Raw genomic sequence first — 13,054 nt, 5'->3', positions numbered from 1 at the left:
TGGCCCTGCCCGGGCCCGCGGCGTCAAGCCTTGCCCGCCCTTGGGCCCGCGCGTAAGCGGTTAAGGGTCGCCGGCTGCAAAGGGAGCGTTCGCGCCATGGAGATCGACCTCCGCGAGGCCCTGAAGCTCGAGCCGCTCGAGGTGAACCTGTTTCGCGGAACGACCCCCGCCTCCAGGTCCGGCCGGATCTACGGCGGCCAGGTGATCGCCCAGTCTCTGCTGGCGGCCTACGCCACGGTCGAAGGACGGGTCTGCCACTCGCTGCACTGCTACTTCATCCGCCCCGGCGACCCGAAAATCCCGATCATCTTCGAGGTCGACCGCTCGCGCGACGGGCACAGCTTCACCACCCGGCGGGTCGTGGCGATCCAGCATGGCCGGCAGATCTTCAATTTCGCGGCCTCCTTCCAGGTCCCCGAGGAGGGCTTCGACCATCAGGCCGAGATGCCCGCGACGCCTGCGCCCGAGGGCCTGCCCGGGCTGTCGGAGACCTTCGGGCGGATGGAGGCCGAACTCGGGGCGACGCCGCCGCGGCCCGAAGATTACGTGAACCCGATCGACATCCGCTTCGCCGACATCCCGCTCGACGCGCCGCCAGGCCAGAAGCTGCCGCCCTATCAGCGGGCCTGGTTCCGGGTGCGCCATCCGCTGGGCGACGATCCGGTCTGGCACCAGGTGGCGATGGCCTACGCCTCCGACCTCGGCCTGATGGCGACGGCCCTCAGGCCGCACGGCTCGCTGTGGCACTCGCCGCACCTGCAGGGCGCCAGCCTCGACCACGCCATGTGGTTCCACCGGCCGACCGATTTCGCCCAGTGGCACCTCTATGAGATGGACAGCCCCTCGGCCTCGGGCGGCCGGGGGATCAACCGCGGCACCATCTACCGCCAGGACGGGACGCTGGTCGCCTCCTGCGCCCAGGAAGGCCTGATCCGCTGGCGCGGCGAGCATCCGGGCTAGGCGCTCCCCGGAAGGGTGCGAAAACCGCCGCAATCCAGGCGTTTGCCGCGTCGTCGCACTAGACGCGGGCGGGGGCGAACACCTAGATGCACGGCCATGTCCGGTAAGACGCTTTACGATAAGATCTGGGACGCCCACGTCGTCGACCAACAGGACGGCGAAGCGATCCTCTACATCGACCTGCACCTGATCCACGAGGTGACGACGCCGCAGGCCTTCGCAGGCCTTCGCGCCGCCCATCGGCCCGTGCGCCGGCCCGACCGCACGCTGGCGGTCGCCGACCACAACGTGCCGACCGAAGGTCAGGAGCTTGGCATCGACAAGGTCGCCGACGAAGAGGCGCGACTGCAGCTGCAGACGCTGGCGCGGAACGTCAAGGACAACGGGATCGAGTTCTTCCCGATGGGCGACATCCGCAACGGGATCGTCCACGTCGTCGGGCCCGAACAGGGCCGCACCCAGCCGGGTATGACCATCGTCTGCGGCGACAGCCACACCTCGACCCACGGGGCGTTCGGCGCGCTGGCGCACGGCATCGGCACCTCGGAAGTCGAGCACGTGCTGGCGACCCAGACCCTGCGCCAGAAGAAGGCCAAGAACCTGCGCGTCACCGTCGAGGGCGAGCTGGCCCCCGGCGTCGGCGCCAAGGACATCGCGCTGGCCATCATCCGCGAGATCGGCACCGCCGGCGGCACCGGCTACGTCATCGAGTACGCCGGCTCGGCGATCCGCGACCTCACGATGGAAGGCCGCATGACGCTGTGCAACCTGACCATCGAGGCGGGCGCGCGCGCCGGCCTGGTGGCGCCGGACGCGACCACCTTCGACTACCTCGTGGGCCGCCCGGCGGCCCCGAAGGGCGGCGCCTGGGAGATGGCGCTCAACTACTGGAAGAGCTTCTTCTCCGACGACGACGCCGTCTTCGACCGCGAGGTGACGATCGACGCCGCGACGATCACCCCGCTGGTCACCTGGGGCACCTCGCCGGAGGACGTGATCGCCGTCACCGACCGCGCGCCGGACCCGGCCGCCTACGCCGCGCCGGACAAGCGCGCCGCAGTTGAACGCGCGCTGGAGTACATGGGGCTTGCGGCCGGTCAGCCGATCACCGAGGCCAAGGTCGACGTGGTGTTCATCGGCTCGTGCACCAACAGCCGGATCGAGGACCTGCGCGCCGCCGCCAAGATCGCCGAAGGCCGCAAGGTCGCCGGCCACGTCCGCGCCATGGTCGTGCCGGGCTCCGGCCTGGTGCGGGCGCAGGCGGAAGAGGAAGGCCTGGACGCGATCTTCAAGGCCGCCGGCTTCGAATGGCGCGAGCCGGGCTGCTCGATGTGCCTGGGCATGAACCCCGACCGGCTGACCCCGGGCCAGCGCTGCGCCTCGACCTCCAACCGCAACTTCGAAGGCCGCCAGGGCCGCGGGGGACGCACCCACCTGATGAGCCCGCCGATGGCCGCCGCCGCCGCCATCGCCGGCCATATCGCCGACGTCCGGGAATACCTGTAGCGTGCTGGATCTGAAGTTCGCCGACGACTGGGTCAGACCCCGCAGCGAACTTCAGATCCGAAGAAGCACGCTAGCAATCAAGGAGTGGCTAGTGTCCTTGTCGAATCCGAAGTTCGACCGAGCCCTCCACAACCCCATGCGAACTTCGGATTCGGGACACTAGCATGGAAGCCTTCATCCGCCTCGACGCCAAGGCCGCGCCGCTGCCGCTGGCCAACATCGACACCGACCAGATCATCCCCAAGCAGTTCCTCAAGACCGTCGAGCGCGAGGGTCTGGGCAAGGGTCTGCTGTTCGACTACCGCTTCGACGAGCAGGGCGTCGAGAAGCCGGACTTCGTGCTCAACCGGCCGGAGTACAAGGGCGTCGGCATTCTGGTCACCGGCGAGAACTTCGGCTGCGGCTCGTCGCGCGAGCATGCGCCGTGGGCGCTGATGGACTTCGGCATCCGCTGCGTGATCGCCACCAGCTTCGCCGACATCTTCTACAACAACTGCTTCCAGAACGGCCTGCTGCCGGTGGTGCTGAAGGCCGACGAGGTCCAGGCGCTGGCCGACGAGGCCAAGGGCGGCAACCACGTGATGGCCGTCGACCTGGAGAGCCAGACGGTGACCTCGCCGTCGGGCAAGGCCTTTCGCTTCGAGATCGACGCGCAGCGCAAAGAGAAGATGCTCAAGGGCCTCGACGCCATCGGCGAGACGCTCGAGCGGGAAAAGTCGATCGACGTCTACGAGATGAAGCGGGCGCTGGCCCAGCCCTGGCTCGAAGGGGCGTAAGCACTATCCTACCTCCCCCCGCCGCAGAGCGGGTGGTGGCGGGGGCAAGCCGCAGACGCGGCGTCGCCACCTCGTTTCTGACATTCCGCTTTCGCAGCTGCGCAACCTTGCGCGCGGCTCGCCCCCTCCACCATGCGCTCTTCGGCGCACGGTCCCCCTCCCCCGCTGCGCGAGGGAGGTAGAAGGGGTTTGCATGGGGCTCCGCTTCGCCTAGGACGTCCGCGCACTTCAACGGACCTTCGGGGGCGCTTCCCATGACCGACCTGCTTCTCCTGCCTGGCGACGGCATCGGCCCGGAAGTCATCGGCGAGGTCCGCAAGGTGGCCGCCAAGCTGGCCCCGGAGCTGGCGATCGAAGAGCGCGCCTTCGGCGGCTGCAGCTTCGACCAGTTCGGCAGCCCGCTGACCGACGAGACCCTGGCCGCGGCTAAGGCCGCCAAGGCGGTGCTGATGGGCGCGGTCGGCGGCCCGAAGTGGGCGGGCGTGGCGCGCGACAAGCGCCCCGAAGCCGGCCTGCTGGCGCTGCGCGCCGGCATGAACGTCTTCGCCAACCTGCGGCCGGCGCTGTGCTTCGCCCCGCTGGCCGACGCCTCCAGCCTCAAACGCCATCTGGTCGAGGGCCTCGACCTGATGATCGTGCGCGAGCTGACCGGCGGCATCTACTTCGGCAGCCCGCGGTTCATCGAGGAGCTGCCGGAAGGCGGCAAGCGCGCCGTCGACACCCAGGTCTACACCACCGCAGAGATCGAGCGCGTCGCCCGGGTGGCGTTCGAGCTCGCCCGCGGCCGGCGCAACAAGGTGACCAGCTGCGAGAAGTCCAACGTCATGGACTCCGGCCTGCTGTGGCGCGAGGTGGTCACCGACCTGCACCAGCGCGAGTTCGCCGACGTCGAGCTGGAGCACATGCTGGCCGACAACGCCGCCATGCAGCTGGTGCGCGCGCCCAAGCAGTTCGACGTGATCGTCACCGACAACCTGTTCGGCGACATCCTCTCCGACGAGGCCTCGCAGCTGACCGGCGGCCTCGGCCTGCTGCCCTCGGCGGCGCTCGGCGTCCCCGGCGCGCCCGGCCTGTTCGAGCCGATCCATGGCTCGGCCCCGGACATCGCCGGCAAGGGCATCGCCAACCCGCTGGCCGCCATCCTGTCGTTCGAAATGGCGCTGCGCTGGTCGCTCGGCCGCGGCGAACTCGCCGACCGGCTGTTCGCCGCGGTGGTGAAGGCGCTGGAAGGCGGCGCCCGTACCCCGGACATCGGCGGCCAGCTGACCACCGCGCAGATGGGCGACGCGGTCATCGCCGCGCTCTGAGGGGGCGCAGCCCGCGGCCTGAGGTCGCAGCACCCCCGCCCAAGTCCCCCCGCGGAAAGCCGCTGTTAACCGCGATCTGGCTCGATGGCCGGATTGTCATGGGTGCGGGGGGAAGCCGGTGTCGCGTACCGCGAACACGAGCGTAGACGGCCGATCGTTCGAAGAACGGCGGGCCGGCTAGCCATGGGTCTCGATCCGACATCCCGCGCTCGCTTCAACCTGAAGGACTCCTCGGTCCTGCTGCTGGACGCCACGCCGCTCGGCATGACGATCCTGGTGCAGATCGTCACCGGCCTGGGGGCGAAGACGCTGCACCGCTGCACCGACCTCGAGAGCGCGCGGCTGGCCGTCGAAGGCAATCAGATCGACCTGGCGATCGTCGACAGCCTGGCGCCGAGCGGCGAGGGCTATGACTTCGTCGAATGGATGCGCCGCGAGGCCGGCGAGCCGAACTGCTACACGCCGGTGCTGATGACCACCTCGCACACGCCGCGCAGCCAGATCTCACGGGCGCGCGACTGCGGCGCGAACATCATCATCAAGAAGCCGTTCCCGCCGATCACCGTGCTGGAGCGGGTCATCTGGTCGTCGAAGGAGGGCCGGAAGTTCCTGTTCTCCGACACCTACGTCGGCCCGGATCGCCGGTTCCGCAACGTCGGCCCGCCCAAGGACATGAAGGGCCGCCGGCGCGAGGACTTCACCGCCACGCCCCTGCCGCAGGGTCACGCCGAGGTGGAAGCCGCAGGCGCCCCCGACGCGGAATCGGTCGAGATCGAGAACTAGATGGCCACCACCGCCCGTTTCACTGTCCCCAAGCAGCGGCTGGCGCAGCAGCTGAAGACGCCCGGCGGCCTGCCGGTGGCCGAGGCGATCGAGGCGGCCCAGAGCAACCTCGCCACGCTGAAGCCGATGTGCATGGGCGAGTTGCACGAGCTGCTGGAGGCGGCCGAGAAGGTGTTCGCAGGCCTCGGCCCCGCTTACGACGAGGCGGGCGTCACCGCGCTCTACCAGGCCGCGGTGCGCGGCATCGGCCTGGGCGACGTCTGTGGCGCGGGCAGCGTCGACGTCGCGCTGCACAGCCTGTGCGACCTGCTGGACCACCTGAACACCCATCAGCGCTACGAGGCCGAGGCGGTCGGCGTGCACCTGCGCGCCTGGCGCCTGCTGATCAGCACCGAGCTGCCGCCGGCCGGAGCCCAGGCGGTGCTGGCCGGGCTCAACAAGGTCAGCGCCCGCTTCGGCGAGGCGTAACCGGACGAAGCCTGATCATCGTCGGTCAGCGGTTGCGCAGGCGCCTGCGCGCCGCCATCTGAGGCCGAGCGCCGCCTTCGCCCGCGGCCTGTCTGCCTTGCGTCTGGGGGCTTAAGCGCGTAACGGAGCGCTCCCCCAAAAAGAACTTGGAGAGTTTGCGATGGGTTACCGGGTGGCCGTCGTCGGCGCCACGGGCAACGTGGGCCGCGAGATGCTGAACATCCTCGAGGAAGTTAAATTCCCCGTGGAGAAGATTCACGCGCTGGCTTCGCGGAAATCCATCGGCGTCCAAGTCTCGTTCGGCAACGCCAACATCGCCTGCGAGGACATCGAGCAGTTCGACTTCTCGACCGTCGACATCGTGCTGATGAGCGTCTCCGGCTCCTTCTCCAAGGAATGGTCGCCGAAGATCGGCGCCGCCGGCCCGATCGTCATCGACAACTCCTCGGCCTTCCGGATGGACCCGGACGTGCCGCTGATCGTGCCGGAAGTGAACCCGGACGACGTCGAGTGGGCGGACCGCAAGAATATCATCGCCAACCCGAACTGCTCGACCGCCCAGCTGGTGGTGGCGCTGAAGCCGCTGCATGACCGGGCGCGCATCAAGCGCGTCGTCGTCGCGACCTATCAGTCGGTCTCCGGCGCCGGCAAGGAAGGCATGGACGAGCTGTTCGACCAGACGAAGAACGTCTTCGTGCTGGGCGCCACCCCGCCGAAGAAGTTCCCCAAGCAGATCGCCTTCAACGTCATCCCCTACATCGGCTCCTTCCAGGACGACGGCTACACCGACGAGGAAGCCAAGATGTGGAACGAGACGCACAAGATGATCGACCCGGCGATCAAGCTCACGGTCACCTGCGTGCGCGTGCCGGTCATGGTCGGCCACTCGGAAGCGGTGAACATCGAGTTCCACGAGCCGCTCGACGAGGACGAGGCCCGCGAGATCCTGCGCGAGTCCCCCGGCCTGATCGTCATCGATAAGCGCGACCCCACCGGCTACATCACGCCGAAGGAAGCCCAGGGCGAATTCCCGGTCTTCGTCAGCCGCATCCGCAACGACCCGACCGTCGAGAACGGCCTGTCGATGTGGGTGGTCGCCGACAACCTGCGCAAGGGCGCGGCGCTCAACGCGGTGCAGATCGCCCAGCTGCTGCACGAGCGCGGCCTGATCGGCCAAAAGGCCCTCGCCTAGCGCCATGACCTCGTCGTCGGCGTCTGGCGGGGAGACCCGGCCCCAGGCTTGAACGGCCTGCGGGCCGTCCAAGCCTGAGGAATTCAAAGATTGACCACGTCCCGCGCCGAACCGGTTTCCACTTCGGCTGAACGTGGTCGGGCGACGGCGGCGGGGATCTCCTGTTACCTCTCCTGGGGACTGATCCCGGTCCTGTTCCAGCTGGTCGGACGGCTGGGCGCGGGCCCGTGGGAGATCCTCGCCCACCGCATCCTCTGGGGCGCGCCGACGGCGGTCGTCCTGGTGCTGCTCGCCCGCCAGGGCCACGCGGCGCGGGCCGTGCTGCGCCAGCCTCGCACCCTGGGCTGGCTGGCGCTTTCGGCGGCGACCATCGCCGCCAACTGGATCGTCTTCATCTGGGCCGTGAACTCCGGCCGGGTGCTGGAGACCAGCCTCGGCTACTACATCCTGCCGCTGCTCAACATTGCCGCCGGCGCGCTGATGTTCGGCGAGCGGATCGACCGCGTCGGCCGGATCGCCATCGCCTTCGCGGCGGCCGGCGTGGCGCTGCAGACCTTGGCGCTGGGCCACCTGCCCGTCGTTTCGCTGGCGCTGGCGATCAGCTTCGGCGCCTACGGGATCATACGCAAGCGGGTCACCGCCGAGGCCCAGACCGGCTTCCTGTTCGAGAGCGCCTTCCTCGTCCTGCCGAGCGCCGTCTTCGTGCTGTGGCTGGGAGCGCATGGCGCCAGCGGGTTCGGCCGCGACCTGCCGCTGAGCCTCTGGTTGGTCGCCTGCGGCCCGCTGACCGCCATCCCGCTGCTGTGGTTCGCCTGGGCCGCCCGGCGGCTGCCGCTGTCGGCGATGGGCTTCCTGCAGTTCATCGCGCCGACCCTGACCTTCGGCCTCGGCCTGTTGCAGGGCGAGATCTTCACCCCGCTGCGCGGAGCCTCGTTCGCGCTGATCTGGGCCGGCGTCGCGATCTTCGCCTATGGCGTCTGGCGCAAGAGCCGCGCGGCGCTGGCGGCCACCGAGGCTGTGGAAGCCGCCGCGCAGTAACCTAGAGCGCGGCGTAGACCGCTTCGATCAGCCGCTTGGGCCGCGCGTCGCCCATCAGCTTGGTGCCCTGCTTGTTCATCGCATAGGCCATGCCGATCCGGGTCTCCGGGTCGGCGACGGCGCAGGAGCCGCCCCAGCCGGAGTGGCCGAAGCTCTGCATCGCCGGGCCCCAGGGCTTCTCGGTCTCGTTGCGCATCACCCCGGCGCCCCAGCTCATCACGAACGGCAGCACCAGGTCCTGGCCGCGGATCCGCTCGCGGGCCATCTCGGCGATCACCTGCGGCGACAGGATCTCGCGCCCGCCGAGCCGGCCCTGGTCGGCCAGCGCGCCCATCAGCCTGGCCAGCGCCTCGGCCGTGGCGTGGCCGTTGGCCGACGGCAGCTCCATTCGCCGCCATTCGTCCTGGTTGCGCCCGGCCGGCGACGACCAGGAGGTCATGAAGGCCGCCTGGGTCGGCGCGTTGCGCTCGCCGAAGTCCGGCAGGCCGGGCGGCCGCTGCAGATCGGCGACGCGGCCGAACTCGGAGTCCGGCAGGCCGATCCACAGGTCGAGGCCGAAGGGCTGGGCAAGGTCCTCGCGCAGCGCCGCGCCCATGGTGCGGCCGGTCGCCCGGCGGAACAGCTCGCCGGCGATGTAGCCGAAGGTGATCGGGTGGTAGCCGCTCGCCGTGCCCGGCGGCCAGAGCGGCGCCATGGCCGCCAGCTTGGCGCAGATAGCGTCCCAGTCGAACCACAGCGCCGGGTCCATCTTCTCCGGGAAGCCGCTCAGGCCGGCCTGGTGCGACAGCGCCTGCTCGACGGTGATCGCGCCCTTGCCGGCTTGGGCGAACTCCGGCCACAGCTCGGCGACTGGCTGGCCGTAGGCGATCTGTCCGGCCTCGACGGCGCGGGCGACCAGCACGGCGGCGATCGCCTTGGTGGTGGAGAAGACCGGGACCAGGGTGCGCTCGTCGAACGGCCGCTCGCCGGCGCGGTCGGCGACGCCGGCCCAGAGGTCGACGACCACCTCGCCGGCCTCAGCCACGGTGAAGCGCGCGCCACGTTCGAGTCCCTGCTCGAAGTTGGCGGCGAAGGCGTCCTGGACGCTGGCGAAGCGGGGGGCTGCGAACCCGGCGATCTCGACCATGGCCTGAGGCCCTACCCTGCGGCGGCGCGGCGCGCCACCCGGGAATGGCGTCAAACCGTCTCGCGCTGGTGGAAGCCCTGGCTGCCGTCGTCCTCGGCCGGCGTGCGGCGCACGGCCGTGACCCGCGCCGCCGGCGGCCCTTCGGCGCAGACCCGTTCGAGCCCGGCGATCGCGTCCGGCGCGCCGATCGCCAGGATCTCGACCGAGCTGTCCTTGCGGTTGCGCGCCCAGCCGCTGAGCCCCAGCCGCTTGGCCTCGCCGACCGCCCACCAGCGATAGCCCACGCCCTGGACGCGGCCCTCGATGCGCAGATTGGCGGCGGTGCGGGTCATCGGCGACGGATGCGCCTGGTGCGACCTCGACGCAACCCCAACCGCTCTTCCCCGCGGAAGCGGGGATCCAGGGGTTTTTATTGGCCGCGTCGTTCGAACATAAAAAGCCTGGGTCCCCGCTTTCGCGGGGAAGAGCGGGGGAGAAGCGCTGGCCTACAGCCGCTCGATCCGGACGTCGGCCGAGGGCGCCGTCAGCTGTTCGGCGAGCGCGACGATCGGCAGGTCCATGACGCCCCACTCCAGTGCGGTCTGCACCGTCAGCGCCGCCACCCGGGCGGCGCGTTCGGCGGCGGCCAGCGGGGTCAGGCCCTCGACTAGGCCGGCGCCGAAGCTGGCGGTGACCAGGTCGCCGGTGCCGTTCGGCGCATGGGCCAGCCGCTGGTGGGTGAACAGCACCGCCTCGTCGGCGTCGCAGTAGAGCAGGCCGATGCCGCCCTCGCCGCCCGGCACCGAGGTCACCACCGCGCGGCGCCCGAGCCGGCGGACCGCGGCGACCGCGGCCTCGGCGTCGGCGATCGTCCCGCCGGCGAGACGGCCGAGCTCCCAGAGGTTGGGGGTGATCCAGTCGCCCAGCGGCGTCAGCCGGTCGGCGACCAGAGCGGCGACTTCCGGCTGGACGTACAGCCCCTTGGGGTCGTCGCCCATGATCGGATCGACCAGGATCACCGGCGGCTTGCTGGCGGCGGCGCGGACCCGCTCCAGCAGGCCGGCGGCGATCTCCACCTGCTCCGGCTCGGCAAAGTAGCCGGTGATGATCAGGTCGACCTCGCCGAACACCGCGTCGGCCTCGATCTCGGCCAGCATGCGGCGCAGGACGTCCGGCGCGGTGACGTCGCCGGTCGAGCCGGTCGCCGGACTGCGGCCGAACAGCACCGTCGGCGCCAGGACCGGATCGATCCTGTGCGCCGCCAGCACGTACTGTTGCGCCCCCCCGCCAATACGGGAGGCCGCGACGAAGGAGGACAGGATGAGCGCCACAGGCATGGCGCCATCCCTTACAACCTATGCCTTAGTAACGGTAGTGTTCCGGCTTGAACGGGCCCTTCGCCGGCACGCCGATATAGGCCGCCTGCTCGGCGTTCAGCGTGGTCAGCTTGGCGCCCAGCTTCTCCAGGTGGAGGAAGGCCACCTTCTCATCGAGGTGCTTGGGCAGGGTGTAGACCTTGGTCTCGTACTTGGCCTTGTTGGTCCAGAGTTCGATCTGGGCCAGCGTCTGGTTGGTGAACGAGGCGCTCATCACGAAGCTCGGGTGGCCGGTGGCGTTGCCAAGGTTCACCAGGCGGCCTTCCGACAGGACGATGATCTTCTTGCCGTCCGGGAATTCCACATGGTGGACCTGCGGCTTGATCTCGTCCCACTTGAAGTTGCGCAGGCCGGCGATCTGAATCTCGGAGTCGAAGTGGCCAATGTTGCAGACGATGGCGTTGTTGCGCATCCGGCGCATGTGGTCGACCGTCAGGACGTCCTTGTTGCCGGTGGCGGTGACGAAGATGTCGGCCTTGTCGGCGACGTCTTCCATGGTCTGAACTTCATAGCCTTCCATGGCCGCCTGCAGGGCGCAGATCGGGTCGATCTCGGTGACGATCACCCGGGCGCCGCCCTGGCGGAGCGAGGCCGCCGAGCCCTTGCCGACGTCGCCGTAGCCGAGCACCACCGCAACCTTGCCCGACAGCATCACGTCGGTGCCGCGGCGGATGGCGTCCACCAGGCTCTCGCGGCAGCCGTAGAGGTTGTCAAACTTCGACTTGGTGACGCTGTCGTTGACGTTGATTGCCGGGAACGGCAGCTCGCCGCGCTCGTGCATCTGGTAGAGGCGGTGGACGCCCGTGGTGGTCTCTTCCGAGACGCCGCCGATGGCGTCGCGGATGGCCGAGTAGAAGCCCGGCTTTTCCTGCAGGTAGCGCTTCATCACGGTGTAAAGCGCTTCTTCTTCCTCGTTCTGCGGGTTGTTGAGGACCGAAGGGTCCTTCTCGGCCTTGGGGCCGAGCACGCAGAGCAGGGTGGCGTCGCCGCCGTCGTCGAGGATCAGGTTCGGATAGCCGCCGTCGGCCCATTCGAAGATCTTGTGGGCGTATTCCCAGTACTCGATCAGGTTCTCGCCCTTGATCGCGAACACCGGCGTGCCGTTGGCGGCGATCGCCGCGGCGGCGTGGTCTTGCGTCGAGAAGATGTTGCAGGACGCCCAGCGCACTTCGGCGCCGAGGGCTTCCAGCGTCTGGATCAGCACGGCGGTCTGGATGGTCATGTGCAGGGAGCCGGCGATGCGGGCGCCCTTCAGCGGCTGGTCCTTGCCGAACTCGGCGCGCACGGCCATCAGGCCCGGCATCTCGGTCTCGGCGATGGCGATTTCCTTGCGGCCCCAGTCGGCCAGGGCGATGTCCTTCACGACGTAGTCGGTCATGTCTTGTCCTTGCAGGGGCAGCGATGGATGGCGGCTCTATACCGGCCACCGCCTCAAGCGGCAAGGATCATATAAGGAAACCTTTATGTGAGATTTCCCGGCTGCGCGCGATCAGGCAGGCGTCGCCGCCTGCCTGTCGCCGGCGCGCAGGTCGGAACGTCTAGAGACTGCTGTAGCGCGCGTCGTCGGCCAGCGCGTGCTCGAGCTTGGCGGCGGCCGAGATCAAGGTGTCGTTCGGATTGGCCGCGCAATATTTGTCGACCCAGCTGCTGATCGACGCCTGGTCGACGCGGGCCAGCACGTCGGCCCCGTCCTTGCTGCTGCGCGACAGCCAGCCCAGGACCCAGTTCAGCAGCAGCGCTTTATCGAAGTCGTCGTAAGCCTGGTCGGCGGGCCAGGCTGAGCAGGTCGCCTCTCCCATCCATTTGGCGTGGCTGGGTGCAGCTTGAGCGTTCGCCGCAGCGAGCGTCAGGCCAAACGCTATCAACAAGGCCCGCTTCATACGGCCCCTCCCGGTTCGAGTTGCGTTTCCTCCGGCTCCCTTGAGGAAGCTCTGCCTTAGAACGCCACCGCGGACGGCGACGTTCCTTTAACAAGCCGTTAAAAATTACAGTCTGGCAACATCATTTCATGCGGCCGAGCCGGGGCGAATTGCACCGCGGACGCTCAGGCCTCGGCGGCGCCGAGCGCCACGAACTCGCCCTCGAATTTGCCGTTGACGGCGCCATTGCAGGCCAACACCGAAGCGACCCTGATCCGCGCCCGCCGCCGGCGAGCCAGCGTCGTTGCGAAGCGCGCCCAGTCGGCCCCGTCCGCGAGCGTGGCCGTCGCGGTGAAGTCACTCGTAATCGGAGCCGCGTAGTCCATGCGGTTCGATTGGATGACCAGCTCGGCCTGAACGCCCTCGGCCACGAGCTTCAGGTGAACCAGCGACCAAGCGGACAGGATCGCCAGCGCCGAGGCGCTGCCGCCGAACACGGTGCTCTTGTGGTTGATATTGGGCCGAAGAGGCGCGCCGAGGCTGACGGCGTCCGGCGAAATGGCCGCCACCGACACCTGCATCGCCGCGGACAGGGGAATTCGGAGGTGGAGGTACGCCTCGAGTTCCGACGCTGAGCTGCTCGTCATCCTCGTTTGCTTAAGCTCGAAACGTCGCAGCAGAAAC

General features: G+C 69.1%; 14 protein-coding genes. 8 read left to right on the top strand and 6 right to left on the bottom strand.

The window, feature by feature from the left end; all coding sequences use genetic code 11:
• Positions 1-96 precede the first annotated feature (96 nt).
• From ACSQ14_RS00905 to rarD, 8 genes are all read left to right on the top strand, one after another.
• On the top strand, positions 97-960 hold the full coding sequence (locus tag ACSQ14_RS00905; protein WP_436008796.1) for an acyl-CoA thioesterase: 864 nt from the start codon (positions 97-99) through the stop codon (positions 958-960).
• A gap of 96 nt (positions 961-1,056) precedes the next feature.
• Positions 1,057-2,466 (top strand): 3-isopropylmalate dehydratase large subunit, encoded by a 1,410-nt coding sequence (gene leuC / locus ACSQ14_RS00900; RefSeq protein WP_436008794.1) that lies wholly within the window; start codon positions 1,057-1,059, stop codon positions 2,464-2,466.
• A gap of 164 nt (positions 2,467-2,630) precedes the next feature.
• Entirely contained in the window at positions 2,631-3,242 is a 612-nt protein-coding gene (gene leuD / locus ACSQ14_RS00895) for a 3-isopropylmalate dehydratase small subunit (RefSeq protein WP_436008792.1), read from the top strand.
• Positions 3,243-3,496: 254 nt separating this feature from the next.
• Positions 3,497-4,549: a 3-isopropylmalate dehydrogenase gene (gene leuB / locus ACSQ14_RS00890; RefSeq protein WP_436008790.1), complete on the top strand. Its 1,053-nt coding sequence runs from the start codon at positions 3,497-3,499 to the stop codon at positions 4,547-4,549.
• A gap of 183 nt (positions 4,550-4,732) precedes the next feature.
• On the top strand, positions 4,733-5,332 hold the full coding sequence (locus ACSQ14_RS00885) for a response regulator (protein WP_436008788.1): 600 nt from the start codon (positions 4,733-4,735) through the stop codon (positions 5,330-5,332).
• Positions 5,333-5,800, top strand: coding sequence for a hypothetical protein (locus ACSQ14_RS00880; protein ID WP_436008786.1), 468 nt, complete (start codon positions 5,333-5,335; stop codon positions 5,798-5,800).
• Between the two features lie 160 nt (positions 5,801-5,960).
• On the top strand, positions 5,961-6,992 hold the full coding sequence (locus tag ACSQ14_RS00875; protein ID WP_436008784.1) for an aspartate-semialdehyde dehydrogenase: 1,032 nt from the start codon (positions 5,961-5,963) through the stop codon (positions 6,990-6,992).
• A 90-nt stretch (positions 6,993-7,082) separates the two neighbouring features.
• Positions 7,083-8,030, top strand: coding sequence for an EamA family transporter RarD (gene rarD, locus ACSQ14_RS00870; RefSeq protein WP_436008782.1), 948 nt, complete (start codon positions 7,083-7,085; stop codon positions 8,028-8,030).
• A gap of 1 nt (position 8,031) precedes the next feature.
• Here rarD and ACSQ14_RS00865 read toward each other — a convergent pair whose 3' ends face one another.
• The 6 genes from ACSQ14_RS00865 to ACSQ14_RS00840 form a co-directional block, all read right to left on the bottom strand.
• On the bottom strand, positions 8,032-9,156 hold the full coding sequence (locus ACSQ14_RS00865; RefSeq protein ID WP_436008780.1) for a serine hydrolase domain-containing protein: 1,125 nt from the start codon (positions 9,154-9,156) through the stop codon (positions 8,032-8,034).
• 50 nt (positions 9,157-9,206) lie between these two features.
• Positions 9,207-9,488 (bottom strand): acylphosphatase, encoded by a 282-nt coding sequence (locus tag ACSQ14_RS00860; RefSeq protein WP_436008778.1) that lies wholly within the window; start codon positions 9,486-9,488, stop codon positions 9,207-9,209.
• Between the two features lie 153 nt (positions 9,489-9,641).
• Positions 9,642-10,472, bottom strand: a complete 831-nt coding sequence (locus ACSQ14_RS00855) for a PfkB family carbohydrate kinase (RefSeq protein ID WP_436008776.1) — start codon at positions 10,470-10,472, stop codon at positions 9,642-9,644.
• Between the two features lie 25 nt (positions 10,473-10,497).
• Positions 10,498-11,889, bottom strand: a complete 1,392-nt coding sequence (gene ahcY / locus ACSQ14_RS00850; RefSeq protein ID WP_436008774.1) for an adenosylhomocysteinase — start codon at positions 11,887-11,889, stop codon at positions 10,498-10,500.
• A gap of 160 nt (positions 11,890-12,049) precedes the next feature.
• Positions 12,050-12,391: an HdeA/HdeB family chaperone gene (locus ACSQ14_RS00845; RefSeq protein WP_436008772.1), complete on the bottom strand. Its 342-nt coding sequence runs from the start codon at positions 12,389-12,391 to the stop codon at positions 12,050-12,052.
• A gap of 164 nt (positions 12,392-12,555) precedes the next feature.
• Positions 12,556-13,017 carry a YiiD C-terminal domain-containing protein gene (locus ACSQ14_RS00840; RefSeq protein WP_436008770.1) on the bottom strand — a complete coding sequence of 154 codons (462 nt, stop codon included), beginning with the start codon at positions 13,015-13,017 and terminating at the stop codon, positions 12,556-12,558.
• Positions 13,018-13,054: the final 37 nt, after the last annotated feature.

The organism is Phenylobacterium sp. LjRoot219 (genome assembly GCF_964252995.1).
Lineage (GTDB): Bacteria > Pseudomonadota > Alphaproteobacteria > Caulobacterales > Caulobacteraceae > Phenylobacterium.
The sequence above is the reverse complement of the archived record's forward strand: the minus strand, read 5'-3'. Positions and strand labels throughout refer to the sequence as shown.

Bases quoted from the DNA above. Each gene is read 5' to 3' on its own strand.
- ACSQ14_RS00905 (WP_436008796.1), top strand. From the start codon at position 97: ATGGAGATCGACCTCCGCGAGGCCCTGAAGCTCGAGCCGCTCGAGGTG.
- leuC (WP_436008794.1), top strand. From the start codon at position 1,057: ATGTCCGGTAAGACGCTTTACGATAAGATCTGGGACGCCCACGTCGTC.
- leuD (WP_436008792.1), top strand. From the start codon at position 2,631: ATGGAAGCCTTCATCCGCCTCGACGCCAAGGCCGCGCCGCTGCCGCTG.
- leuB (WP_436008790.1), top strand. From the start codon at position 3,497: ATGACCGACCTGCTTCTCCTGCCTGGCGACGGCATCGGCCCGGAAGTC.
- ACSQ14_RS00885 (WP_436008788.1), top strand. From the start codon at position 4,733: ATGGGTCTCGATCCGACATCCCGCGCTCGCTTCAACCTGAAGGACTCC.
- ACSQ14_RS00880 (WP_436008786.1), top strand. From the start codon at position 5,333: ATGGCCACCACCGCCCGTTTCACTGTCCCCAAGCAGCGGCTGGCGCAG.
- ACSQ14_RS00875 (WP_436008784.1), top strand. From the start codon at position 5,961: ATGGGTTACCGGGTGGCCGTCGTCGGCGCCACGGGCAACGTGGGCCGC.
- ACSQ14_RS00865 (WP_436008780.1), bottom strand. From the start codon at position 9,156: ATGGTCGAGATCGCCGGGTTCGCAGCCCCCCGCTTCGCCAGCGTCCAG.
- ACSQ14_RS00860 (WP_436008778.1), bottom strand. From the start codon at position 9,488: ATGACCCGCACCGCCGCCAATCTGCGCATCGAGGGCCGCGTCCAGGGC.
- ACSQ14_RS00855 (WP_436008776.1), bottom strand. From the start codon at position 10,472: ATGCCTGTGGCGCTCATCCTGTCCTCCTTCGTCGCGGCCTCCCGTATT.
- ahcY (WP_436008774.1), bottom strand. From the start codon at position 11,889: ATGACCGACTACGTCGTGAAGGACATCGCCCTGGCCGACTGGGGCCGC.
- ACSQ14_RS00845 (WP_436008772.1), bottom strand. From the start codon at position 12,391: ATGAAGCGGGCCTTGTTGATAGCGTTTGGCCTGACGCTCGCTGCGGCG.
- ACSQ14_RS00840 (WP_436008770.1), bottom strand. From the start codon at position 13,017: ATGACGAGCAGCTCAGCGTCGGAACTCGAGGCGTACCTCCACCTCCGA.